Genomic DNA, 25122 nt, shown 5'->3' on the forward strand with positions numbered 1-25122 from the left:
ATGCATTCGGCCACAACCATCTCCTCGCCGCCGCCCACCGATCATCGGCGGGTATCGGGCGGGCTGATCGACTCCGCGATGCTGCTGTCGGCACTGCCCGCGGCGTTGCGCAAGCTCGATCCCGGGACGCTGTGGCACAACCCGGTGATGCTGATCGTCGAGGTCGGCGCGGTGTGGTCCACGGTGCTGGTCATCGGCGAGCCGACTTGGTTCGGCGCTCTGATCGTGGGCTGGTTGTGGCTGACCGTGGTCATTGCGAATCTGGCCGAGGCGGTCGCCGAAGGTCGCGGGAAGGCGCAGGCCGACGCCCTGCGAAAGTCGAAGTCCGACACCGTCGCACGTCGGCTGCGTGGTTGGGGGCCCAATACGCCCGGCGCCGAGGAGTCGGTCGCGGCGCCCCTGCTGCAACGGGGCGATATCGTCGTTGTCGAAGCGGGTCAGATCATCCCCGGCGACGGCGACGTGGTGGAGGGCATCGCGTCGGTGGACGAATCGGCGATCACCGGAGAATCGGCGCCGGTGATCCGCGAATCCGGCGGCGACCGTTCCGCGGTCACCGGCGGGACGCTGGTGTTGTCGGACCGGATCGTGGTCCGGATCACCCAGAAGCCGGGACAGAGTTTTGTCGACCGGATGATCGCGCTGGTCGAGGGCGCCAACCGGCAGAAGACCCCGAACGAGATCGCGCTGAACATCCTGCTGGCCGCGCTGACCCTGATCTTCGTGGTGGCGGTCGCAACGCTGCAACCGTTGGCGATCTACTCCAAGGCCAACAACCCGGGCGTCTCGGATACGGCGGCGCTCGATGACAACGGTGTCACCGGCATCGTCTTGGTGGCACTGCTGGTCTGCCTGATCCCCACCACGATCGGTGCGCTGCTGTCCGCCATCGGCATCGCCGGCATGGACCGGCTGGTGCAGCGCAATGTGCTCGCCATGTCCGGCCGGGCGGTCGAGGCCGCCGGGGACGTCAACACATTGCTGCTGGACAAGACCGGCACGATCACGCTGGGCAATCGGCAGGCATCGGATTTCCTTCCGATATCTGGGGTGTCCGCCGCCGAGCTCGCCGACGCCGCGCAACTGTCCAGCCTTGCCGATGAAACTCCCGAAGGCCGCTCCATCGTGGTCTACGCCAAGGAGGCCTATGGATTGCGAACCCGGACACCGGGCGAGCTCACCGCGGCGTCCTGGGTCGAGTTCACCGCGGTGACCCGGATGTCCGGTGTCGACATCGGCGGCCGCCAATTGCGTAAGGGCGCCGCCAATTCCGTCAGCGACTGGGTGCGTGGCCACGGCGGGGACATCCCCGCCGAGCTCGGCCGGATCGTCGACGGCATCAGCGCTGCCGGCGGAACACCGCTGGTGGTCGGTGAGGTGCTCGTCGGCGGGCCGGCCGTGGTGCTCGGTGTCATTCATCTGCGGGACGTGGTGAAGCAGGGCATGCGAGAGCGGTTCGACGCGATGCGACAGATGGGTATCCGGACCGTGATGATCACCGGCGACAACCCGTTGACCGCCAAGGCGATCGCCGATGAGGCCGGTGTTGACGACTTCCTCGCCGAAGCCACCCCCGAAGACAAGCTGATGCTGATCAAACGCGAGCAGCAGGGTGGACGACTGGTCGCGATGACCGGTGACGGCACCAACGACGCACCGGCGCTGGCGCAGGCCGACGTCGGGGTGGCGATGAACACCGGCACCAGCGCCGCCAAGGAGGCGGGCAACATGGTGGACCTGGACTCCGACCCCACCAAGCTCATCGAGATCGTGGAGATCGGCAAACAACTGCTGATCACCCGAGGCGCGCTGACCACCTTCTCGATCGCCAACGACATCGCCAAGTATTTCGCCATCATTCCAGCGCTTTTCGTGACGATCTTCCCAGGCTTGGGTCTGCTCAACGTGATGAGGTTGCACAGCCCGCAATCGGCGATCCTGTCGGCGGTGGTCTTCAATGCGCTGGTGATCGCCGCGCTGATCCCGCTGGCACTGCGTGGGGTCCGCTACGTTCCGGGCAGCGCTTCCAAACTGCTCAGCCGAAACCTCGCCGTCTACGGCCTGGGCGGGATCGTGGCCCCGTTCGTCGGGATCAAGCTCATCGACCTGCTGGTTCAACTTCTTCCTGGGATGGCATGACATGCGATTTGCGGGCTTGGTGCGGGGCTATGGGGCCGCGCTGCGTGCACTGCTGGTCTTGACCGTCGTGCTCGGCATCGGCTACCCGGTGTTGGTCTGGCTGGTGGCGCAGGTCCCGGGTCTGCATCAGCGTGCGGAGGGGGCACTGGTCGCCGACGCCGGTGGCCGACCAGTCGCCAGCGCGCTGCTCGGGCAGTCGTTCACCGACACCGCCGGCCGGCCGCTGCCGCAGTACTTGCAGAGCAGGCCGTCGAAGGCCGGCATCGGCTACGACGCCTTGGCCAGTGGAGCGAGCAATCTGGGCCCGGAGAGCATCGTCGACATGCCCGCTGCGCCGAGCCTGCTCACCGAGGTCTGCACGCGCAGCGTGGCCGTTGCGAAGGCCGAAGGCCTCGACGCGGGGGCCGCGTCGCGACCGTTCTGCACCGCCAGTGGGCGGGGCGCCGTGCTGGCTGTGTTCGGCCCGCGCGGCCCCAGCGGCACCGTCGCCCGTCCGACCCGCGTGGTCAGCGTCAATGAGCCGTGTGCCCGCGGTGGCGAACCGTTTGTGTCCGGCTATCACGGCGTTCGGGTGGAATGCGCCCGGCCCGGTGAGGATTACTCGGCCGGCCAGATCGTGCCGGTCCGGGGGGCAGCGGCCGAATATCCGCATGTTCCCGCCGATGCCGTCACCGCCAGCGGCAGCGGCCTGGATCCCGATATCTCGCCGGCCTACGCCGAGCTTCAAATCGACCGAGTCGCCAAGGCCCGGGGGATACGCGCCGAGCAGGTCCGTGCCGTGGTCCGCGCTCACCAGAGCCCCCGACTGCTCGGGTTCCTGGGTGAGGCCCGCGTCAATGTGGTTGCGGTAAACCTGGAACTCGACCACGAGCATCCTGTCCCCGGTTGCTGTTCCGATGGATGATCTATCGGTGAGTGCTTATGGCTCCCGCGCCAGACGTGGGGAGTTGCGCATCTATCTGGGTGCGGCCCCCGGGGTCGGCAAGACGTACGCGATGCTGGGCGAGGCCCACCGGCGGTTGGAACGAGGGACCGACGTGGTGGCCGCCGTGGTCGAGACGCACGGTCGGAGAAAGACGGCGGAACTGCTGCAGGGAATCGAGGTCGTCCCGCCCCGCCTGCTCGACTACCGGGGCAAGCGTTTCCCCGAACTCGACGTCCCAGCGGTGCTGGCGCGACGACCGCAGGTCGTGCTCGTCGACGAGTTGGCCCACACCAATACGCCGGGCAGCGTCAACGCCAAACGGTGGCAGGACGTCGAGGAACTGCTCGCCGCGGGGATCACGGTGATCTCTACGGTCAATGTGCAGCATCTGGAGAGCCTCAACGACGTCGTCGCACAGATCACTGGTGTTGAGCAACTGGAGACGGTGCCGGATTCGTTCGTCCGTCAGGCGTCGCAGATTGAACTCGTCGACATCGCTCCGGAGGCGCTTCGCCGCCGGCTCGCCCACGGCAATGTCTATGCACCGGAGAAGGTCGATGCGGCATTGTCCAACTATTTCCGCAGCGGAAACCTCACCGCGCTAAGGGAATTGGCACTGCTGTGGGTGGCCGACCAGGTGGACTCCGCGCTGGCGAAGTACCGCGCGGACAAGAAGATCACCGACACCTGGGAAGCCCGCGAACGGGTGGTGGTGGCCGTGACCGGCGGCCCGGAATCGGAGACGCTGGTACGGCGTGCCTCGCGGATCGCATCGAAATCGAGCGCCGAGCTGCTGGCGCTTCATGTGCTGGCCGGCGACGGCCACTCGGCCGTTCCCAGTGCGCGGATGGGAAAGATCCGTGAGTTGGCGGCCGGCCTCGGTGCCTCACTGCACATCGTCGTCGGCGACGACGTGCCGACCGCGCTGTTGGACTTCGCCCGGGAAGTCAACGCCACCCAGTTGGTGATCGGGACGTCGCGGCGGTCTCGCTGGGCGCGCTTGTTCGATGAGGGCATCGGCGCGGTGGTGGTGCGGCGGTCCGGCAAGATCGATGTACACATCGTGACTCATGAAGAGTCCAAGCAAGGTTTCCGGATCACACCCATCTCACCGCGGCAACGCCGCGCGCTGCCCTGGCTGGCGGCACTGCTCGTGCCGTCTGTGGTCTGCGCGATCACGACGACATGGCTCGATCCGGTACTGCGCTTGGGCGGGGAGAGTGCGCTGTTCTTCGTCAGCGTCCTGGCGGTGGCCCTGCTCGGCGGTGTGGCCCCGGCAATTCTCTCGGCCGTGATTTCGGGTCTGCTGCTGAACTATTTCCTGATCGATCCCCGGCACAGTTTCACCATCGCCGAAACCGATTCGGCGATCACCGAGGTCGTGTTGCTGTTGGTTGCGGTCGCGGTGTCGGTGCTGGTGGATCGCGCCGCCGAACGCGCCAGGGAAGCCGGGCGGGCATCCCAAGAGGCGGAGTTGCTGGCTCTGTTCGCTGGGTCGGTATTGCGGGGCGCCGACATCGGGACGCTGCTGGAACGCGTCCGGGAGACCTATGCGCTACGGGCGGTGAGCATCCTGCGGATCTCTACCGTCGAGGGCCAGCAGACCGGTCAGACGGTGATTGCCGCCGCGGGCACTGACCCGTGTACGACTATCGACTCGGCGGACACCGCCATCGACGTCGGCGACGACGAGTTCTGGATGCTGATCGCGGGCAGGCAGTTGGCGGCGCGTGATCGACGCGTGTTGTCCGCAGTGGCCAAGCAGGCGGCCGGATTGGTCAGGCAACGTGAATTGACCGACGAGGCGAGCCGATCCGAGGCCGTGATGCGGGCCGATGAGCTGCGCCGCTCGCTGTTGTCGGCCGTCAGCCATGATCTGCGTACGCCGCTGGCGGGCGCCAAGGCAGCGGTGTCGAGTCTGCGCTCCGACGACGTCGGGTTCTCACCGGAGGACACCGGCGAACTGCTGGCCACCGTGGAGGAGTCGATCGACCAACTCACCGCTTTGGTCGGCAACCTCCTCGACTCGTCCCGGTTGGCCGCCGGAGTGGTACACCCCGAACTGGGTCGGGTGTACCTGGAAGAAGTCGTGGAACGGGCCCTGGTCAGTATCGGACGGGGCAAGACCGGCTTCTTCCGTCCGGGCATCGACAGGGTCAAAGTCGACGTTGCTGACGGGGTGGTGCTGGCCGACGCCGGACTGCTGGAACGGGTGCTGGCCAATCTCCTGGACAACGCGTTGCGCTATGCCCCCGATGGCCCGATCCGCGTCAGCGCGTGTCAGGTCGGTGATCGGGTTCTGATCAACGTTGCCGACCAGGGACGCGGCCTACCGCCGGGCGGGGAGCACCTGTTTGAGCCGTTCCAGCGGATCGGCGATCAGAACAACACCACCGGTATCGGGCTGGGCTTGTCGGTGGCACGCGGGTTCGTCGAGTCGATGGGCGGAACGGTCTCCGCCACCGAGACGCCGGGTGGCGGCCTCACCATGGTGGTGGATCTGGCCGCGCCCCCGGCGATCTGACTACGACGGGTTATGCGTGCTTCCAGACAACCTTGTCGACTCCGGCGGCGTCGCGGTAGACCACGCTGTCCGGCGCGGTGCCGTTCTTGACGTCGAAGTAGAGTCGGCCGCTGGTCTGACTGCCCGCGGCGATCGGCCCGTTGGGCAGGCCGTCGACCTCGTTGCCCTTCATCACCGCGAACGTCGAACTGTTGACCGCACGCGCATTGAAGTCAGCGATGTTCGGTGTGGGGGAACCGCTTACCGCCCGGGCGGTCACCTCCGAGTACCAAATGCCGTCGTTATGCCCGCTGGGTTGCAGGTCCGAGACGGTGTAATCGATGGCCCCACCGGGGCTCTGAATCTCTTGGGTTTGGCCGAATCCGACCACCTGGGGGTCCGCAGAAGCCGGTGCCACCGCAAGCATTCCGGCCGTCGTGAGGCCGGCCGCTGCAACTGCCGTCTTCTTGGCGATCTGGGAGAACATCACGGTAAAGCTCCTTCCGCTAGGTTCTCCCAGGCATATCCGCGCCGACGGATTTCAAAACCTCAAAAATTCACACTTCGAATCGGTAGCCCATCCCCGCCTCGGTGAGCAGGTGTTTGGGGTTTGAGGGATCGTTCTCGAGTTTGCGGCGCAACTGCGCCAGATAGACCCGAAGATATTGGGTTTCCTTCGCGTATGCCGGGCCCCACACCTGGGTGAGTAATTCGTCGCGGCCGACCAGCTTTCCCCGGTTTCGCACCAGCATCTCCAGCATTCCCCATTCGGTGGGAGTCAGGTGGACCTCGCCCCCGTTCTTGATCACTTTCTTGGCCGCCAGATCGACGGTGAACGAGGCGGTTTCCACTATTGGCTGGTCGATTTCGGCGGTCGCAGCGTTGCGCCGGGCGGCGGCGCGCAGCCGAGCCAGGAACTCGTCCATTCCGAAGGGCTTGGTCACGTAGTCGTCGGCGCCGGCGTCGAGCGCCTCCACCTTGTCGGCCGAGTCGGTGCGTGCCGACAGCACGATCACCGGCACCGTCAGCCAGCCGCGCAGCCCGGCCAGCACCTCGATGCCGGAGATGTCGGGCAGCCCCAGATCGAGGATCACCACATCCGGGCGTTGCTCGGCGGCGGCACGCAAGGCGCCGGCGCCGGTCGCCGCGGTGACGACTTCGTAGCCGCGCACCGACAGGTTGATCTTCAGCGCGCGCAGAATCTGCGGCTCGTCGTCGACTACCAGAACTCGTGTGCTCATCAGCTCTCTCCTGCCGGTGCGGCCAGGTCTACCACCATGGTCAACCCGCCGCCCGGCGTCTCCGTCGCCGAAATGGTGCCGCCCATCGCCTCAGTGAAGCCCCGGGCCACCGACAGTCCGAGACCGACGCCGCTGGTGTTGTCGCGGTCGCCGAGGCGCTGGAACGGATCGAACACGTGCGCCTCGCCGCCGCGGGGCAGCCCGCGGCCCTCGTCGGCGACGTTGATCAGCACCCGCTCGCCGACTCGGCCGGCCGTCACCCGCACCACGCTGTCGGAGGCGTAGCGCAGCGCGTTGTCGATCACGTTGGCCAGCACGCGCTCCAACAAACCGGCATCGGCCATCACCACGGTCGGGCCCACTTCGACCTTTACCTGGTCCAGGCCGCGGCCATGGCCGAAGGCGTTGCTGCGTTTGCCGATTCCGATCAAGGCCCGCTGCACCACCTCCTCCAGATACACCTTGATCAACTCCGGCCGGATCACACCCGCGGCCAGTCGCGAGGAATCGAGCAGGTTGCCCACCAGGCCGGTGAGCTGATCAACCGATTCCTCCACGGTGGCGAGCAGTTCGGCGGTGTCGCCGGGGGAGAAGTCGACGTCGTCGGCGCGCAGACTCGACACCGCCGCTTTGGCTGCTGCCAGTGGGGTGCGCAGGTCGTGGCTGACCGCCGACAGCAGGGACCGGCGCAGCTCGTCGGTCCGCATCACCGCGTCGGCCCGGCCGGCCTCGGCGGCCAGTTCCTCCTGGCGGACCAGTCCGGCCGCCTGCCGAGCCACCACCGAGAGCACCCGGCGATCACGTGAGGCCAACTGTCTGCCGACCATCAGCATCCAGAACTCGTCGTCGCCGACATCGATCGAGGTATCCGCGAGATCTACCGAGGTGCAGGGGTTTTCGCCGACGGAGGCGACGACTTCGGGCGTCGCGGTGTTCGTCGGGACGCGCACCAGGCTCACCGCCCGCTGTGCGTAGGTTTCGCGAACCCGTTCCAGCAGGGTGTCCAGGTCCGCGCCGCGCAGCACCGACCCGGCGAACAGTGTCATCAGCTCCGCTTCGCGGGAGGCGCGGCCGGCTTCCCGGGTCCGTTTGGCCGCGCCGTCGACCAGGGCGGCCACCGCGACGGCCACCAACAGCAGGACGACTTCGGTCACGGCGACGTCGTGCTCAGCGATGGTGAAATCGCGTCGAGGTGCGAGCACGAAATAGTTGAGCAACACCCCGGACAGCAACGCCGAGAGCACGGCCGGGGCGATGCCGCCGAGCAGGGCCACCAAGAGCACCCCGACGAAGAACAGTGCGCTCTGACCGGCGTCGAAGTAGCGGTCCAGCCAGCCCACCATGATCGCGCACATCAGGAACGGCACGATGACGGCGGCCAGCCAGGACACCGCACGCCGTTCCCGCGGCGAGATCGACAGCCCCCGGAAACTGGGCTTGGCGTCCTCGTAGGTGACGATGTGGACGTCGATATCGCCGGACTGCTGCACCACCGCCGCACCGACACCCTCGTCGAGGATGCGTGCCCAACGGGAACGGCGTGAACTGCCGATCACCAACTGGGTGGCGTTGACGTCCCGGGCGAAGTCCAGCAGCGCGGTCGGCACGTCGTCGCCGATCACGGTGTGCAGCGAGGCGCCCAGGCTGATCGCCAGTTGGCGGATCTTGCCCACCCGGGGCGCCGGCGCCCCAGAGATCCCATCGCCGCCCAGGACATGCAGCACCAGCAGGTCGCCGCCGGCCTTCGAGGCGATCCGGGAGGCCCGCCGGACCAGGGTCTCCGATTCCGGGCCGCCGGTCACCGCGGCGACGATGCGTTCCCGCGCCTCCCAGGTCTCGGTGATCTTCTTGTCGGCACGGTAGCGGGTGAGCGTCGCGTCAACCTGCCCGGCCAGCCACAGCAGCGCCAATTCCCGCAGCGCGGTGAGCGTCTCGCCGCGGAAGTAGTTGGCCAACGCCGCATCGACCTTCTCCGGCGGGTAGACGTTGCCGTGGGATAGCCTGCGGCGCAACGCCTCCGGTGCGACGTCGATGAGTTCGATCTGCGCGGCCTGGCGCACGACCGCGTCGGGGACGGTGTCGTGCTGGGTGGTGCCGGTGATCTTGGCGACGACGTCGCTCAGGCTCTCCAGCTGCTGCACGTTGACGGTGGAGACCACGGTGATCCCGGCGGCAAGCAGTTCTTCGATGTCTTGCCAGCGTTTGGGATTACGACTGCCTGCGGGGTTGGTGTGCGCGAGATCGTCGATCAGGACCACCTCGGGGTGGCGGGCCAGCACGGCGTCGACATCGAGTGGCCCGCCGGGTTCGCCGAGGATCTCGATGCCCTGCAGCAGTTCGGCGGTCATGCTGCGGCCGTGGGTCTCGACCGCAGCCGCGACCACATCGGTGCCGCGGCCGGTGCGGCGGTGCGCTTCGCCGAGCATCGCGTAGGTCTTACCGACCCCGGGCGAGGCTCCGAGGTAGATGCGGAGTTCTCCCCGTGGTTCTGCAGGCTGCCCGGCTTGTCTCACGAGACTCACCAGACCATCATCGCGGCAACCGACGGCATCAGCCAGCGACGACAGGCCGCACCATCACAGTGGGTTTGAACCCGTACCTCGGGTTGCTCAGACCGGAGCCGCCGCGGCCGGCCGATGCCACTCCCGGCACACCGGCGCCCACCGTGTTGACGGTGCCGGCCTCCTCGGCCTCCGTCCAGCCATGGCTGACCAGAGTGGCGTTGCTTTCGGGGATCGACGTCGCCGTTGTCGGGACGGCCGCCGGCCAACTCTGCGGCACCGAGAGTCCGCCCACCGGGGCGGCGTTTCCGATGCCGGCCAGCACCGGCGCGCGGCCCAGGGGCGTCGCTGGTGGCGCGGCAACCGAGTCCACCAGCAACGGCGAAGTCACCGCCTCCGCCGCACCGCCGTGCGCGATGGCGATGGCGCTGGCGATACCGGCGAACGCGTGCCACGCGCCGGCGTTGGTCAACGCCGAACTGTAGGTCTGAACCCCGTTCCAGATGCCGATGTTCTGCGTCGAGTTGATGAAGTTGGACAGGAAGTCGCCCAGCCCGCTCTGGGCTGATCCGGCGGCCAAGGGCGAGGCCAGGGTCTGCATGGCGGTCGGCAATCCCGACACCAGCTGCGACAACCCGTTCTGTGCGCTGCCGACCGAGGCCTGGGCGACGGCCGCACCCTGACCGGCGATCCCGGCCGGGTTGGTGCTGGGAGCGGGTGAGCTCAGCGGTTGTAGCGTCCCGGCAAGCGCTGAGGAGGCCGCGTAGCCGTACATGGCCAAGGCGTCCTGTGCCCACATCTCGGCGTACTGCGCCTCCACCGCCGCGATTGCCGCGGTGTTGAACCCCAGGAAATTCGACGCCACCAGCGCCGCGAACTGTGCCCGGTTGGCGGCCACCACCGCCGGGGGCACCGTCATCGCAAACGCCGCTTCGTAGGCCGCGGCCGATGCCGACGCCTGGGCGGCGGCGTGCTCGGCGGCGGCGGCCGTGGTGTTCAGCCACGCCACGTAGGGCCGGACTGCGGCGGCCATCGCCGCTGCGGCCGGGCCCCGCCACTCTTCGTCGGTCAGTGTCGAGATCACCGACTCGTAGGAGGCCGCTGTCGTGGCCAGCTCGGCGCCCAGCGCATTCCATGTCGTTGCGGCAGCCGTCATCGGCGCGGCCCCGGCGCCCGAGTACATCCGAGTGGAGTTGATCTCCGGGGGCAGTGCTGCGTAGTCCATCTCGTGGAAGTCCGTTTCCTCTAGTCGGTTTCGGCCAGGCGCGGGTTGCCGCTAGACGATCGGCTTGCGCGGCATCACGACTGGCTTGACGCCGTAGCGAGGCCGGCCGAAACCGGGGCCACCACGATCGGAAGAGGCGACTGCCGGTGCTCCTGCCGGGACCGTGGCGGCGCCGCGCGGCTCGACTTCCGACGATCCTGCGGCGACCAGCGGGCGCGCCTCGGCTGCCGGCGCGGCTTCGCCTGCCCAGTTCGGCGGTGCCGACATCTTGTTGATCGGGGCCCCTTGGCCGGCTGCGGCGGCCACCGGGGCTGCTGCGCCCGGGGTGCTCTGGGAGACCAGGTTGCCCTGGCTGACACCCTCGACGTGGTGGATGACGCCGGACGGGTTGGTGATGAAGCCGGTGCCCAAGCCGGTGAATGCCGAGGTGGCGGAGCCGACGTTTGCGGCGTTCATGGCGGCCAGGATGGCGGAGTTGCTGGCGATTCCACCCAGCCCGAAGGTCGGGTCGGCGGCGGCTCCGGTACCGGCGTTCCCCAGGCCTGTGGCAGTGCCTAGCCCCGCCGTGGTGGTCGCCGCCGCCGAGTTGGCGGTCTCGGTCTCCCCGTAGGAATCAGCGCTGACGCGCAGGGTGTGAATGAACATCTCCTGCATTGCCGCGGCCTGCGCGCTGATCTGCTGGTACAGGGTGCCGTAGGCGGAGAACTGGGTGGCCTGCAGTGCGGAGACCTCGTCGGCGGCGGCCGGGGCCAGCCCGGTGATCGGGCCGGCTGCGGCCGCGTTCTGGGCGTTCAGCGCCCCGGCGATCGTCTGTAGATTGCCGGACGCCGCAGCCAGCGCCTCGGGCTGGGTGGTCAGGAACGACATGACATCTCCTCGGCGGATACGAGCCGGACCCCAAGCGGGGCTCGGTCACCGCTCCACTGTTTCGTCGGACTCCCGACGGCCAGAGGTCGTTAACGAGTTCTTTACGGTCTCGCACGGATTATTGACGGTTTGCTTTCAGGCCCAGCTGGAGCCCACGGCGGCGTCGGTGTTGGCCATGTTGTTGCCGGCCGATTGCACCTTCTGACCATGGGCGTTGGCCTGGGCGTAGATGACCTGGAAGTTCCGCCCGAGGGCGGTGACGAACTCCTGGCAGGCCACCGAGCCGGCGCCGCCCCAGAAGTCCCCGGCGGCCAGCACGTCCTGCACGATCGCCTGGTGTTCGGCCTCCAGGGCGGCGGCTTGGGCGCGGATCAACGCGCCGTGGGCGTCGACGTCGCCGAACTGGTAGTTGATGGACATCTGAATCATTGCTCCTTGTGTTAGCTGCTCAGGATCTGCTGCGAGGCAGATTCCTGCTGTTCGTACTGGCTGGCGTCTCGGATCAGTCCGTCCCGCACGCCGTGCAGCATGTTGACGATGTTGCTGAAAGCGGTCTGCATCTGGCCCATGGTGTCGTAGGACGTGCGCTCGGCCAGGCCGCCCCAGCCGGAGCCGGAGATGCTGGTCGTCGATGCCCACATTCGCCGGGCCTCGTCCTCGACGGTCTGCGCGTGCGCGTCGAAACGGGCCGCGGTGGAACGCATGGCGTCCGGGTCGGTCATAAAACGGGTGGTCACTGCGGTAACTCCTTGATTGTTGGTTGCGGTCTTTCGTCGTCAGCCGGCCAGGACCGGATGTGCGACGACACTGGGTTTGAATCCGTACTGAGGCAGATTCCCGCTGGGGCCACTGCGGCCCCCAGCAGCACCGATCGGCAGGCCGGCCGGTACGGCCGATGCCCCGTTTGCCGCGGGAACGGCCGAGCCGGTGCTCGGGAGTGCCGAGACGGCGCTGGCGGTGGCTCCGGTAGCCCAGTTCTGCGGCACCGAGAGCATGCCGACCGAACCGGCCTGACCGAGGGCCGCCGAGACCGGCGCGCCGCCGAATGAACCCAGCCCGGCCAATCCGACCGAGCCGAGCGAAGCCATTGGTGCCACCGCACCGACGGCCGAACTCAGCCCGCCGGCAGCCGCGGAGCCCGCGGTTCCCAGCGAGGATCCCGCGCTGCTGCCGAGACTGCTCAAGAAGCCGACCGCGGTCGACAGCGTGCTGGCGACGTTCCAGGCGCCGGTGTTCACCATCCCGTTGATGCTGTCGGTGATCTGGCTGTTGTCGAACAGACCGCCCAGAATCCCCGACAGGCTTGAAGACGCTGATGATGGGCTGCCCTGGGTCGGCGATGCCAGACTCTGCAGTACGCCGGGCAACACCGAGATCAGTTGGCTGGCCTGACTGTTGCTCGCCGCGGAGCTGCCGGCGGCCTGGGTGACCGCGGCGGCCTGGCCGGCCAACCCGGCCGGGTTGGTGGATTGGGCGGGTTCGGCAAACGGCGTCACCTGCGTCGCGGCGGCCGAACCGCTGGCGTAGCCGTACATGGCGGCGGCGTCCTGCGCCCACATTTCGGCGTACTGCGCTTCGGTGGCCGTGATCGCCGGGGTGTTCTGCCCCAGCAGGTTGGTCGCGACCAGCAGCATCAGCAGGCTGCGGTTGGCCACGATCACCGGCGGGGGAACCGTCATCGCGAACGCGGTCTCGAAGGCGGCCGCGGCCGCGGTGGCCTGGGTGGCGGCCTGCTCGGCCTGAGCGGCGGTGGTGTTCATCCACGCCACGAAGGGAGCCGCCGCGGCGGCCATCGACGCCGACGCCGGACCGGCCCACAGTTCACCGGCCATCCGGGCGATCACCGCCTGGTAGGCGGCGGCCGTCGACCCCAGCTCCGCGGCCAGTCCGCGCCAGGCCGTGGCGGCAGCCATCAGCGGCGCCGCTCCCGGCCCGGTGTACATCCACGCGGAGTTGACTTCCGGTGGCAACGCACCGAACTCCATCATGTTCTTGAGTTCCTTTGTCTTGCTTGGTTTTGCGTGACTCAGCGCGCTGCGATCGCGTTGGCGGCCTCGGTCGCCTCGTACGCTGCCGCGCTGGTCGTAAGAGTGGTGACGAACATCTGGTGAATCGCATTCGCCTGGGCACTGACCGCCTGGTACAGGCCGGCGTGCGCGACGAACTGTGCGGCGGTCAACGCCGAGACCGGGTCCGCCGCCGCGGGGATCACGCCGGTGGTGGCTGGGGCGGCTGCCGCGTTCTGGGCGGCCATCGCCGAGCCGATACCGGTCAATTCGCCGGCCGCGGTCGTCAGCTCAAAAGGCTGCGCGCTCACGAACGACATCAACATCACCATCTCCTAACCGATCGGGCCGGCATGGTGCCGACCACGAGATCCACCGTGCCGCAACGGTGCTCGGTTAGCTGCTGCCCTTATGCGCTCTTAACGCGGCGGAATCGAACCTTGATGAGTTCTTGATGCCGAGAAACGGAAAAACCCGACGCAGCCCCCTCTGCTGCGTCGGGTTTCCCGGGTCTTGGCTGACGTTACGCCCAGCTGGAGCCCACCGAGGCGTCGGTGTTGGCCATGTTGTTGCCGGCCGACTGCACCTTCTGACCGTGGCTGTTGGCCTGCTCGTAGATCACCGCGAAGTTGCGACCCAACTGCGCCACAAACTCCTGGCACGCCACCGAACCAGCACCACCCCAAAAATCACCGGCAGCCAGCACATCGTGCACGATCGCCTGATGCTCAGCCTCCAACGACGCAGCCTGCGCACGAATCAACGCACCGTGGGCATCCACATCACCGAACTGGTAGTTAATCGACATCTGCGGTTCTCCTTCTAGCTCGACAGGATCTGCTGGGAAGCAGCTTCCTGCTGCTCGTAGTGGTTGGCGTCGCGGATCAGCCCGTCCCGCACACCGTGCAGCATGGTCACGATGTTGCGGAAAGCGGTCTGCATCTGACCCATGGTGTCCATCGAGGTCCGCTCCGCCAGACCACCCCAGCCCGCACCGGAGATGTTCGTCGAGGACGCCCACATCCGACGAGCCTCGTCCTCCACCGTCTGCGCGTGCACATCAAAACGGCCCGCCATCGAACGCATCGCGTCCGGATCGGTCATAAAACGTGTTGCCACTGCTGTGTCTCCTTGTCTGCGGTTCCGTTTTTACGGTGAGGGGGTTTATCCGGCAACTACCGGTCGGGCCATGACGGTCGGCTTGAAGCCGTAGCGCGGGGTGCCCAGACCGAAGCCACCCCGTTCGGCACCCATCGGCATGCCGCCGGGCATGGCCGCCATCGACTCGATCTCTTCGGGGGCGGCGGCCCAGCTGCTGGCCTGCAAGGCGCCGGCAGAGTCAACTGCGCTGGCGGCAGGAGCGGCTGCGGCCCAGGTCGGCGGCGTGGACAGCTCGCCGACCAAGGTGGCCTGACCCACGCCGGCCGACACCGACGGGGCGCTCGCGGTGAACGCCGACGCGCCGCCCAGCGCGCCCAGGCTGCTCAACGGACCACCCGGGGCCAACAGGGCACCGATGCCGGCACCGGCCGCACCACCGCCGAGGGCGTTGAAACCACCACCGGAGAAGAATGTGGTCATGGTCGGGATCAAGCTTGCCGGGGTGAACGCCGCCGAGGTTCCGGTGAAGCTCATCAGGCCGTTGAACGGGTAAGTCACCAGCGACACAACACCATTGATCGACGCGTTGCGGCCGATGGCTTCGAGCAGCCCGGCCAGTGTGGGCGGGGGAAGACCGGCGTCGGCGGGACTCGGCGAGGTCAGTGTCTGCAACGTGTTCGGCAGCGACGAAATCGCCTGTGCCGTCTGCGCGGTGTTGTTGGCGGCGGTGTTGCCGTTGGCTTGGGTGACCGCGGCGGCCTGGTTGGCCGTCCCGTCCGGGTTCGTGGTCTGGTTGGGCTCGTTGAACGGCGTCACCTTGGTCGCCACCGCCGACGACGCGGCGTAGCTGTACATGACGTCGGCGGCCTGGGCCCACATCTCGAAATACTGTGCGTCGCTTGCCATGATCGCGGCCGAGTTCTGGCCGACGACGTTGGTCGCCACCAGTTGCTTCTGCTGCGCGCGGTTGGCAGCGATCACCGCTGGGGGAGGGGTGGCCGCGTGGGCCGCCTCGAACGCGGCCGCTGCCGAGGTGGCCTGGGTGGCCGCCTCCTCGGCCTTGGTCGCCGTGTCGGCCATCCACGTCAGATACGGCTTGGTGGCGGCAGACATCGAGGCCGATGCCGGGCCTATCCACTCTTCGTCGACGAGTTGGGTGATCGTCGTTTCGTACGACGTCAGCGCCGAGGAGATCTCCGCGGCCAGCCCGCGCCAGGCGGAGGCGACCGTCATCATCGGCGTGGAGCCGGGACCGGCGTACAGACGTCCGGAGTTGATCTCCGGCGACAGCAGTGCGTAGTCGATCATCGTTGCTCCTAGACCACCATCGGCTTGGGCATGAATTTGGGTCGGAACCCGTAACGCGGTGTGCCGTAGTTCATGCCGCGCTGCCCGACGCCGGTCGGCACCGGAGGGGGCATGGAGGCCATGTTGTTGTGGGTCTCGGTGGGGACCGCCCAACCGCCGGGCCCGCTGGTCAGGGCCGCAGCGCCGGGGGTGTTCGCCGCCCAGCTCGCCGGCGCCGAGAACGACGTCCCGACCAGCGAGGCCTTCCCCATACCGGCGGTGACGGCCGGGGTGACGGCGCTGACCCCGAAGGCGCTGCTGACGCCGCTGGACAGGCCGCCGCCGAGTGCTCCCAGGGCGCCGAGTGCACCACCGGGGCTCAGCGCCGCTCCCAGACCGCCTCCGAGCGCACTGCCGGTGGTGCCGCTGAAGCCGCCACCGGTCATGAAACCGATGAGGCTTGGCAGCAGCGCAGACGGAATGAAGGCTGCGCCGGTGCCGGCGGTGTTGAACAGGTTGTAGAGCGGGGTGCCGAACATGTACGCGTAGCCGTTTGTGGGGTCGTTGTAGAGGAACTCGATGATCTGCTCGATCCAGTCGGTCGAGGCTGCCGGCGAGGCCATGCTCTGCAGGGCATTCGGCAGCGACGAGATCATCTGTGCGGTCTGCGCGGTGCTGTTGGCGGTGCTGCTGCCGCCGGCCTGGGTGACCGCCGCTCCCTGGTTGGCCAGCCCGGCCGGGTTGGTGTTCTGGGCCGGCTCGTTGAACGGGGTGACTTGCGTCGCGGCGGCCGAACCGCTGGCGTAGCCGTACATGGCTGCGGCGTCTTGGGCCCACATCTGTGCGTAGAGGGCGTCCAGAGCCGCGATCGCCGGGGTGTTGATGCCGAGGATGTTGGTCGAGACCAGCGCCGCCTGCTGCACCCGGTTGGTGGTGACCGCCGCCGGCGGCACCGTGGCTCCCCGGGCCGTCTCGAATGCGGCGGCGGCGGAGGTGGCCTGAACCGCGGCCTGCTCGGCCAGCGCGGCGGTGTTGTTCATCCAGGCGATGTAGGGGGCCGCGGCCGCGGCCATCGAGGAGGAGGCCGGACCGAGCCATTCCTCACCGGACAGCTCGGTGATCACCGTCTCGTAGGAGTGGGCGGCTGCGCTCAGTTCGGCCGCCAGTCCGCGCCAGGCCGCGGCGGCCGTCATCATCGGGGTCGACCCCGGTCCGCTGTAGATGCGCCCGGAGTTGATCTCGGGGGGCAGTGCTCCGTAGTCCCACATGATTTCCGCCTAACCCGCTGCCGCCGCGTTCGCGGCCTCGGTGGCCGCGTACGACGCGGAGCTGCTCTTGAGCGTGGCCACGAACATGTCGTGAATGGCCGACGCCTGCGCGGCAACCGTCTGGTAGAGGCCGGCGTGCGCGGCGAACTGCGCGGCGGTCAACGCCGAGACCTCGTCAGCGGCCGCGGGAGCGACGCCGGTGGTCGGGGCGGACGCCGCGGCGCTCTGGGCGTTGAGCGCCGCGCCGATCGCCTGCAGGGTGCTGGCCGCCGACGCCAGCGCCTCCGGCTGGGTGGTCACGAAAGACATGGGGTTCTCCTTACGGAGCCCGTGACGACGCGGCTCCTGGCACCACCGTTGCGTATGACTGGGCGATTGTGAAAGCTGGTTAACCGCTTCTTAACCGTGGTGTCGGAACTCTTTACATGCACCTCAGTGCAGGTGTGTCTGCGGTGTGTGGGGCGTCACGATCTCGCGGGCCCGAGGCCGACCGAGGGCTTGGATGCAAAAGCCGTGCGTGCCGGTATTGGGTGCTCGCCGTAGGGCTTTCGCGTTGCGACGGCGTGGTCCAGCTCACACTGACACCCTGGGCGTGGCCGCAGCCATCTCGGCGCTGCCTGGCTGGCTGTCAATTAGGTTGATGGGCAACATTTTTAGTCCGTCTCAGCCCATCGAACCGGCCGCACGCTTCGGGGTGGTGAGGGCCCGGTAACGCGGATTTAACATCCGGATCCGGAGGAGTAAACGGTGCGTAACACGCTATTAACGAACGCTCAGCACACTACGAGCTATGAATCGGTTTCTGCTGCTAGCGGGCCTCACCGCGCTGGTCGGGCTGGCGGCACCGGCGCACGCAGAGCCGGTGGGCAGCGACGCCGCCTTCCTGACCCAGCTGACCGGGGCCGGCCTGAGCCACAAGGGCTCGGACCAGGTGGCCATCTCGGCCGGTCACTCGGTGTGCCAGCTGATGGACGCCGGTCTCACCCCGATGGACACCGTGGTCGCCGTTCAGACCACCAACCCCGGCTTCACCCTGCAGCGTGCCGCGGAGTTCGCCCGGATCGCCGCGCAGAACTACTGCCCCGAGCACGCCTGATTTCTGCACCTTCACGGAGTGCCGGTAGGGCCCTGGCGCGCTCGCCACGTTAGATTCGCCGCGAGCCCCCATAGCCCAATTGGCAGAGGCAGCGGACTTAAAATCCGCCCAGTGTCGGTTCGAGTCCGACTGGGGGCACGCCATAAGTGCTGGTAGATGAGTTATTCACTCGGCTGGATCGGGGAGCCCATGCGCTTCACCCCGACGGCCAGAATATAAGCAGTGGAGTCAACGGCTCGTGAGACGATCATGCAGTGGACGAGCCGTTGAAAATCGAACTCATCAGCGGTGCTGATTTGTGGCAGTCGTGGCTGCCAGTGCTGGGCTCCATCATCGTGGCGTGCGCCGCGCTAGTCGTAATGTGGCGGAGCAACAAGGTGAACCGCGAAGCGATCGACGCAGCCAACGCAAGAGCAGATAACGATCGCAGTGCGGCCCATGCCGCGGCCGAGGACGATCGATTGGCAGCCCGGAATGCGACGAATGACACCATCGCCGCAGCGGAAGATCGCGCCAGGGCGTACTGGGTGGAAGCTCGTAGTCAAGAGTACCGAGTCTGGCGGCGGGACACGCTGCTCAGAATGGTGATGGACGTTGTTGATTGCGCAATCGGCGCAGTTGAGGGCTACCGGATGCTCGCATACGACAAGCGGACCGATGCTTCCGCGTCGGGTGCACTTGAGTTGCAAAATGTACAGGTAAGACGGCTCGATGGCTTAGCTGCAGCTTTCGAGGTCATGGGGGAGGAGTCCCTGAAGGCGCGCGTTCTGGAGTTGGTGAAACTCGCAAACCGCGCGGAGACCAGAAGGTTAGTAATTGAAATGAATGAGGCAGTCCGCATGCTCGCGAACACCGCCTCGCTCAGCAGTGAAGCGACTTCGACTCTCGTGAACGTACGCGACAATGACAGAATGGAGCTTGCCGCAATATTCAGCGGGGTTGAGGCTGCGGTTTCTGATTTTGTGTCGGCGTCCCGAGATGTCCTGGCGACATCCGAGTCATCGGCCGAATAGCAGGATCACCGGTACGAGTTCCGGTTCAGGTTCGGTGGTCGGCGCGGAGATCGAGACCCGAGTTGGGGCGGGGAGGTCGTTGAGCGCGCCACCGTGGTCCTGAGGGGCCCCGTCACCGTAAGTGTCGAGAGTTAGAGTGAACGTGCCGTGTCCTAACCACTTCGACACCTGCATGAAGTGGACCCCCGCCGAGAGCTCGAGCACGGCGAACGTGTGGCGTAGGTCGTGGAGCCGGACCCCGCGAACGGCTGGGATCAGGGTGCCGTCTTTGGCGAGCGGTCGACTCGCCGGTAGCCCGACCGCCTCCAACGCGGGCATCATGATCGTGTCGTAGAACGTCCACATAGCGAGCGGGTGACCAATCCAGTGGCACCGCATACTGCTACCCGGTCGCCCGGTCGCCCGGTCCCGTCGCCGTTCTTCCGTGACGGCCACAAAGACGCAGCCGGGGCGGGACTGGTTCTGTCGTTGTTTGTAGGTTAGTGGTGCGACAATCGGGCACGTGGCAGGTGTTCGCAAGGACCTATACCTCGTCGGTGGCTATTCGCAGTTCGACGTAAACGACGACGACACTTCGGTGCGAGTCCCATGCGCGTACTGCGGAGGCAATCAAATGATCGTCGTCGGCAGAACTAAACCCGTTAACAACATCAGTGGGCGCCCCCTCACAATTTGGCTTCGATGCGTAAGTTGCTTCCGAGGCCACGTAGACAATGAAGGCACCGTAAGTCCCGGTGTTCGTCCGCTTGACATTCCGAGTGTTCTGGAGGGCGACGACCTTGCTGCGTGGACTGAAGCCCTCGGTTGTCTTTCAGTCGGCGCTAACACGGCTGCGGTCATGATGTGCCGCAAGCTTCTGTTCCACATTGCGGTAGCGCACGGCCTGCCTGAGAAGGACAAGAACGGCCGCGCCCCGACCTTCCAGCAAGCACTGAGTCATCTGGAGAGTGAAGGCGTCATCACTAAACTCATGCGACCCTGGGTAGACAAGATCAAAGATGTCGGCAACGAGGCTAACCACGAAATTCCGTCCACGACACCGGACGAAGCGATGGACGTCGCGCTATTCACGCGTCAACTGATCCGCCTCGCTTACGAGCTTCCGGCGATGGTCGCAGAACACACTGGCGAGGTGGCTGCTGCAGCCAGCGAGGAGGATGCGCCGTGCTAACCCGAACGCCCGCGCTGGTCCAGGCCGCTACCCCCGGCACACCCCGGCGGCCAGGGGCATATCGGGGCCGTACCGGCTCCGTGCCGTAACCGTGTGCTAAACGGGCTAAAGTAGCAGTTGCAGTTGATATTTGGGTTAGCTGAAGGACCATCTACCAGGGGTTACCCGAGCGCTCAGAGAGGCCGCCCGTCCGTTCCAATAATCCGCCCAGTGTCGGTTCGAGTCCGACTGGGGGCGTCCATTTCCCCTCGATGAACGACCTGCGGCGGCTACTGTCTGCCGGCATGCGGAAACAGATCGTGCTGACAGTTGGCATCGCTGCCGCGCTTGCCCTCGCTCCGGTGGCCGGCGCGCTACCCACGTCACAGCAGCAGGACCCGCAGTGTGATTCCAACTACGCGGGCGCCTGTGTGCCGATCGCACGTGACGTCGACTGCCAGGGCAAGGGCGGTAACGGCCCGGCGTACGTTCAAGGCCCCGTCACGGTCGTCGGCAACGACGTCTACGACTTGATCGAGACGGCGATGGCGTGGCGTGCGAATCCTAGGTCCGGCAGGGCTCCATCGGGCCGCGCCGCACCGCCTGACCGGCGTCTTTGTCTGGCCCATACCCGCCCACCCGAGAATTTGCAAGGGCGCTGCGACGGGAAGCGCCGAATTTCCTGTTGGGAGTTCTTAATTTCTTATTCAATGTTAATCGCGGCACACATCACAAGTTAGCCACCGGAGTAATACGGGCTGTTCAGGGCTTATCAATGAAGTTGCTAGCAGGCCTGGATCCTGCGATTTTGCCCGGTGGGACATGGTGCGGTTGGGATTAGCCTGCGACCTCGATCACAATAATTACGACATTTTCCTGTTACCTCGAATTCACCGCTAAGATCGATCGGACGCCCCGCCCCGGCATCCCGGTCTCGACCGGGTCGCGCTGCGATGGCCGTGCGGGTGCGAGGGCAGTGACGATACGAACGAAGCGATGCGAACAGTGGTTGATAGGAGCGATGTGGACGACGTGCCGGCTTATAGATTGGCCAAATCTGCATCCCTCGTCGCGAACACCGTGACCCTGGACCGCGGCCCGATCGGCGGCCTCGCGGTCACCGCAGACGGCCGGCGCCTGCTGGCCACCAACTACGGCGACGACACCGTCTCGATCATCGACACCGTCAGCTGCAAAATCGTGAACACCGTCTTCCAGGCCGACGAGCCGTTCTCGATCGCCGCCGGTCCTGCCGGGACCGGCTGGGCCTACGTCACCGCGGGCTCGACCGCTCTGGACGCCGTGCTGGCGATCGACGTCGACACCGCCGAAGTCGCCGGGTGTTACCCGGTGGCCATGGACATCGGCGACCTGGTCGCCGACCCGACCAGCAGCCGCGTCTACCTCACCCGTACCGGCTCGGCCGGTGTCGACGTGCTGGTGCTCGACGCGGCCATGCGCCCCGCCGGGTCCGCCGCGGTGTCCGGGCACCCGGGGGCGGCAGCAGCCGGCCTGCGGATCAGTGCGGACGGCCGGCGGCTGTACGCGGCGGTCCGCCAGCCCACCGGCGACACCATCACGGTGCTGGACCGCGACCTGAACATCATCGACACCATCCGGATCGGCGCGAGCATCATCGATGTCGCGGTCAGCCCCGACGGTGCCCGGCTGTACGTGGCGACTGCCGGTCCCGACGGCCGCAGCCGGGTCCACGTTGTCGACGCCCGCACCCACGCGGTCACCGCCAGCCGTGCCCTGGAGGCGCAGCTGGTCCAGCTGATCGCCGGGCGTGACGGCCAGCGGGTTTACCTGGTGACGCAGGGCGCCGTTTTGGTGCTGTGTGCGCGCACCAGCGAAACCCTGGGCACGCTGACCGGCATCGCCGAGGCGTCCTGCGCCGCGGAGAGCGCCGACGGCAGCCGGCTCTACATCGCCGGGTTCGACGGCAAGGTGACCATCGCGTCGCTGACCGACCTGCCGGCGCCTTCAGCGTTGCTGCACGAGCAGCTGGAACTCGACGACGCCGTCACCCGCATGCTGCAACTCGAACCCGCGCTGTAACCCACGCCACGTGCGCGATGGTGGCGTGATCGAATAGGTCGATGCACAGCACCATGCAGCACTGGCCGCTGACGGTCGGCGCCATCTTGAACCACGTCACGGCCGTCCACGGTGACCGCACGGTCACCACCGCGGCCGACGATGGATATCGGGTCACCACCTATCGCGAGCTCGGTGGGCAGGTCGCCCGGCTGGCGAATGCCCTGCGGCGTCTGGGTATCACCGGCGACGAGCGGGTGGCCACCTTCATGTGGAACAACACCGAACACTTGGCCGCCTACCTGGCGGTTCCGGCGATGGGCGCGGTGCTGCACACGCTCAACATCCGGCTGTTCGCCGAGCAGATCGTCTTCGTCGCCAACGAGGCCGAGGACCGGATCATCCTGGTCGACGAGTCCCTGGTGCCCCTGCTGGCCCCGGTGCTGGCGCAACTGGAGACCGTGCACACCGTGATCCTCGTCGGCGACGGCGACCGTGCGGCGTTGGAGGCCTCCGGCAAGACCGTGCTGGGCTACGCCGAGCTGCTGGCCGCCGAGCCCGACGAGTTCGACTGGCCGGTCATCGATGAGAACTCGGCGGCCGCCATGTGCTACACCAGCGGCACCACCGGCAACCCCAAGGGTGTGGTGTACAGCCACCGGTCCAGCTACCTGCACGCCATGGCGGGATGCACCACCAACGGCACCGGGATCGGCGCGATCGACTGCGTGCTGCCGATCGTGCCGATGTTCCACGCCAACGCCTGGGGGCTGCCGTATTCGGCGCTGATGGCCGGCGCGGACCTGGCGATGCCCGACCGGCACCTGGACGCCAAGTCGCTGGTCGCCCTCATCGAATCGCAGCGGGCCACCGTGGCCGGTGCGGTGCCGACGATCTGGAACGACGTCATGCACTACCTGGAACGCGAACCCGGCCATGACATCTCGTCATTGCGGCTGGCGGCCTGCGGCGGGTCGGCGGTTCCGGTCTCGCTGATGCAGGCGTTCGAGCAGCGCCACGACGTGCAGGTGCGGCAGCTGTGGGGCATGACCGAGACCTCACCGATGGCCACCATGGCCTGGCCGCCGCCGGGCACCCCGGACGAACAGCACTGGGCGCTGCGGGGCACCCAGGGCCGGCCGGTCTGCGGTGTCGAGACCCGCATCGTCGACGACGAGGACGCGGTGCTGCCCAACGATGGCGAGGCGGTCGGCGAACTGGAGGTGCGCGGCGCCTGGATCACCGGCGCCTACTACCGCGGCCAGGACGAATCCAAGTTCTCCTCGGGCTGGCTGCGCACCGGCGACGTCGGCCGCATCGACGCGCAGGGCTTCATCACGCTGACCGACCGGGCCAAAGACGTGATCAAGTCCGGCGGGGAGTGGATCTCCTCGGTGGAACTGGAGAACGAGCTGATCGCGCACCCCGACGTCGTGGAAGCCGCGGTGGTCGGGGTGCCCGACGAGCGCTGGCAGGAGCGGCCGCTGGCCGTCGTGGTGGCCCGCACCGGCGCTTCGGTCAGCGGTGCCGAGCTACGAACGTTCCTGTCCGACAAGGTCGCCCGCTGGTGGCTGCCGGAGCGCTGGACGTTCGTCGAGGCGATCCCGCGCACCAGCGTCGGCAAGTACGACAAGAAGACCATCCGGGCCAGGTACTCCGAGGATCAATACCAAGTGAGCGAGGTGCGTGACTGATGAGCCTGCGTGTCATCCAATGGGCAACCGGCGGGGTAGGCGTCGCCGCGATCAAGGGTGTGCTCGAGCACCCCGACCTGCAGCTGGTCGGCTGCTGGGTGCACTCGAAGTCCAAGAGCGGCAAGGACGTCGGGGAGATCATCGGCACCGAACCGGTGGGCGTCACCGCCACCGACAGCGTCGAGGAGATCCTGGCGCTCGACGCCGACGCGGTGATCTACGCGCCCCTGATGCCCAACCCCGACGAGGTCGCCACGCTGCTGCGTTCGGGCAAGAACGTCATCACCCCGGTCGGCTGGTTCTACCCCTCCGAAAAGGAGGTGGGACCGCTGGAGGCCGCAGCGCGTGAAGGTGGCGTGACCCTGCACGGCGCCGGTATCGGCCCGGGTGCGGCCTTCGAACTGTTCCCGCTGCTGCTGTCGGTGATGTCCACCGGCGTGACATTCATTCGCGGCGAAGAGTATTCGGACCTGCGTACCTACGATGCCCCGGACGTGCTGCGGTACGTCATGGGTTTCGGCGGTACCCCCGATCAGGCGCTGAGCGGCCCGATGCAGAAGCTGCTCGACGGCGGGTTCCGCCAATCGGTGCGTTTGTGCGTGGACCGATTGGGTTTCGCCGCCGATGAGCACATCCGTTCCTCGCAGGAGGTGGCGGTGGCCACCGCACCGATCGACTCGCCGATCGGTGCGATCGAACCCGGTCAGGTGGCCGGGCGCCGGTTCCACTGGGAGGCGACCGTCGGCGACGAGGTGGTGGCACGGGTCACGGTCAACTGGCAGATGGGCGAGGAGAACCTCGACCCGCCATGGAGTTTCGGACCCGCGGGCGAGCGCTACGAGATGGAGGTGCGGGGCAACCCCGACACGTTCGTCACCGTGAAGGGCTGGCAGCCCGAGACGGTCGAAGCCGGCCTGGTCAGCAACCCGGGTGTCGTGGCGACCGCGGCGCACTGCGTCAACGCCATCCCGGCTACTTGTGCGGCACCGCCCGGGTTCGCCGGGTTCTTCGAGCTGCCGCTCATCACCGGCCGGGCCGCTCCGCACCTGGCGCGCTGAGCGCTACC

Annotated in this window: 24 protein-coding genes and 1 tRNA gene; 10 read left to right on the top strand and 15 right to left on the bottom strand. The window is 67.2% G+C overall.

The window, feature by feature from the left end:
• From kdpB to ACJH71_RS14250, 3 genes are read left to right on the top strand one after another with little or no spacing between them, the layout of a single operon-like run.
• Positions 1–2139, top strand: coding sequence for a potassium-transporting ATPase subunit KdpB (gene kdpB / locus ACJH71_RS14240; RefSeq protein ID WP_406758663.1), 2139 nt, complete (start codon positions 1–3; stop codon positions 2137–2139).
• Position 2140: 1 nt separating this feature from the next.
• Complete coding sequence (locus tag ACJH71_RS14245; RefSeq protein ID WP_406758664.1) at positions 2141–3043, top strand: potassium-transporting ATPase subunit C; 903 nt, start codon at positions 2141–2143, stop codon at positions 3041–3043.
• On the top strand, positions 3036–5588 hold the full coding sequence (locus ACJH71_RS14250; protein WP_406758665.1) for a DUF4118 domain-containing protein: 2553 nt from the start codon (positions 3036–3038) through the stop codon (positions 5586–5588). The genes ACJH71_RS14245 and ACJH71_RS14250 overlap by 8 nt, the downstream gene beginning before the upstream one ends.
• 10 nt (positions 5589–5598) lie before the next feature.
• Here ACJH71_RS14250 and ACJH71_RS14255 read toward each other — a convergent pair whose 3' ends face one another.
• From ACJH71_RS14255 to ACJH71_RS14320, 14 genes are all read right to left on the bottom strand, one after another.
• Entirely contained in the window at positions 5599–6057 is a 459-nt protein-coding gene (locus ACJH71_RS14255) for a DUF1942 domain-containing protein (protein WP_406758666.1), read from the bottom strand.
• Between the two features lie 67 nt (positions 6058–6124).
• Entirely contained in the window at positions 6125–6808 is a 684-nt protein-coding gene (locus ACJH71_RS14260) for a response regulator (protein WP_406758667.1), read from the bottom strand.
• Positions 6808–9321 (bottom strand): ATP-binding protein, encoded by a 2514-nt coding sequence (locus ACJH71_RS14265; protein ID WP_406758849.1) that lies wholly within the window; start codon positions 9319–9321, stop codon positions 6808–6810. The genes ACJH71_RS14260 and ACJH71_RS14265 overlap by 1 nt, the downstream gene beginning before the upstream one ends.
• Positions 9322–9358: 37 nt before the next feature.
• A complete protein-coding gene (locus ACJH71_RS14270; RefSeq protein WP_406758668.1) occupies positions 9359–10534 on the bottom strand; it encodes a PPE family protein in 1176 nt (391 codons plus the stop codon).
• A gap of 51 nt (positions 10535–10585) precedes the next feature.
• A complete protein-coding gene (locus ACJH71_RS14275) occupies positions 10586–11401 on the bottom strand; it encodes a PE family protein (protein ID WP_406758669.1) in 816 nt (271 codons plus the stop codon).
• Between the two features lie 135 nt (positions 11402–11536).
• Complete coding sequence (locus tag ACJH71_RS14280; protein ID WP_406758670.1) at positions 11537–11821, bottom strand: WXG100 family type VII secretion target; 285 nt, start codon at positions 11819–11821, stop codon at positions 11537–11539.
• A gap of 20 nt (positions 11822–11841) precedes the next feature.
• A complete protein-coding gene (locus ACJH71_RS14285) occupies positions 11842–12138 on the bottom strand; it encodes a WXG100 family type VII secretion target (protein WP_406758671.1) in 297 nt (98 codons plus the stop codon).
• A 39-nt stretch (positions 12139–12177) separates the two neighbouring features.
• Entirely contained in the window at positions 12178–13386 is a 1209-nt protein-coding gene (locus tag ACJH71_RS14290; protein ID WP_406758850.1) for a PPE family protein, read from the bottom strand.
• A gap of 41 nt (positions 13387–13427) precedes the next feature.
• Positions 13428–13727 carry a PE family protein gene (locus ACJH71_RS14295; protein WP_406758851.1) on the bottom strand — a complete coding sequence of 100 codons (300 nt, stop codon included), beginning with the start codon at positions 13725–13727 and terminating at the stop codon, positions 13428–13430.
• 203 nt (positions 13728–13930) lie between these two features.
• Positions 13931–14215 carry a WXG100 family type VII secretion target gene (locus tag ACJH71_RS14300; protein ID WP_047317298.1) on the bottom strand — a complete coding sequence of 95 codons (285 nt, stop codon included), beginning with the start codon at positions 14213–14215 and terminating at the stop codon, positions 13931–13933.
• A 14-nt stretch (positions 14216–14229) separates the two neighbouring features.
• Positions 14230–14526 (bottom strand): WXG100 family type VII secretion target, encoded by a 297-nt coding sequence (locus tag ACJH71_RS14305; RefSeq protein WP_406757180.1) that lies wholly within the window; start codon positions 14524–14526, stop codon positions 14230–14232.
• A gap of 45 nt (positions 14527–14571) precedes the next feature.
• Complete coding sequence (locus ACJH71_RS14310) at positions 14572–15813, bottom strand: PPE family protein (protein ID WP_406758852.1); 1242 nt, start codon at positions 15811–15813, stop codon at positions 14572–14574.
• An 11-nt stretch (positions 15814–15824) separates the two neighbouring features.
• The gene (locus tag ACJH71_RS14315; RefSeq protein WP_406758672.1) at positions 15825–17063 is read right to left on the bottom strand and encodes a PPE family protein, SVP subgroup; all 1239 of its coding nucleotides are present in this window, start codon (positions 17061–17063) and stop codon (positions 15825–15827) included.
• 9 nt (positions 17064–17072) lie between these two features.
• Positions 17073–17372 carry a PE family protein gene (locus ACJH71_RS14320; RefSeq protein WP_406758673.1) on the bottom strand — a complete coding sequence of 100 codons (300 nt, stop codon included), beginning with the start codon at positions 17370–17372 and terminating at the stop codon, positions 17073–17075.
• Positions 17373–17853: 481 nt separating this feature from the next.
• Between ACJH71_RS14320 and ACJH71_RS14325 the strand changes: the two genes are divergently transcribed.
• From ACJH71_RS14325 to ACJH71_RS14335, 3 genes are all read left to right on the top strand, one after another.
• Positions 17854–18159, top strand: a complete 306-nt coding sequence (locus ACJH71_RS14325; RefSeq protein WP_105295776.1) for a DUF732 domain-containing protein — start codon at positions 17854–17856, stop codon at positions 18157–18159.
• A 64-nt stretch (positions 18160–18223) separates the two neighbouring features.
• Positions 18224–18297 (top strand) — tRNA-Leu (locus ACJH71_RS14330).
• Positions 18298–18413: 116 nt separating this feature from the next.
• Positions 18414–19172 (top strand): hypothetical protein, encoded by a 759-nt coding sequence (locus ACJH71_RS14335; protein ID WP_406758674.1) that lies wholly within the window; start codon positions 18414–18416, stop codon positions 19170–19172.
• On the opposite strand, the gene ACJH71_RS14340 is transcribed toward ACJH71_RS14335, so the two are convergent.
• Entirely contained in the window at positions 19158–19517 is a 360-nt protein-coding gene (locus tag ACJH71_RS14340) for a hypothetical protein (protein ID WP_406758675.1), read from the bottom strand. The two genes, ACJH71_RS14335 and ACJH71_RS14340, sit on opposite strands and share 15 nt — an antisense overlap.
• 268 nt (positions 19518–19785) lie before the next feature.
• Between ACJH71_RS14340 and ACJH71_RS14345 the strand changes: the two genes are divergently transcribed.
• The 4 genes from ACJH71_RS14345 (at position 19786) to ACJH71_RS14360 (ending at position 25114) form a co-directional block, all read left to right on the top strand.
• Positions 19786–20343 (top strand): DUF4145 domain-containing protein, encoded by a 558-nt coding sequence (locus tag ACJH71_RS14345; protein ID WP_406758676.1) that lies wholly within the window; start codon positions 19786–19788, stop codon positions 20341–20343.
• A gap of 1026 nt (positions 20344–21369) precedes the next feature.
• A complete protein-coding gene (locus tag ACJH71_RS14350; protein WP_406758677.1) occupies positions 21370–22383 on the top strand; it encodes a YncE family protein in 1014 nt (337 codons plus the stop codon).
• Between the two features lie 41 nt (positions 22384–22424).
• Positions 22425–24056: a long-chain fatty acid--CoA ligase gene (locus ACJH71_RS14355; protein WP_406758678.1), complete on the top strand. Its 1632-nt coding sequence runs from the start codon at positions 22425–22427 to the stop codon at positions 24054–24056.
• Positions 24056–25114 carry a dihydrodipicolinate reductase gene (locus tag ACJH71_RS14360; protein WP_406758679.1) on the top strand — a complete coding sequence of 353 codons (1059 nt, stop codon included), beginning with the start codon at positions 24056–24058 and terminating at the stop codon, positions 25112–25114. Before ACJH71_RS14355 ends, ACJH71_RS14360 begins: the two co-directional genes overlap by 1 nt.
• The last annotated feature ends 8 nt before the right edge of the window (positions 25115–25122 follow it).

Origin of the sequence: Mycobacterium sp. SMC-15 (assembly GCF_045310925.1) — a bacterium.
Lineage (GTDB): Bacteria > Actinomycetota > Actinomycetes > Mycobacteriales > Mycobacteriaceae > Mycobacterium.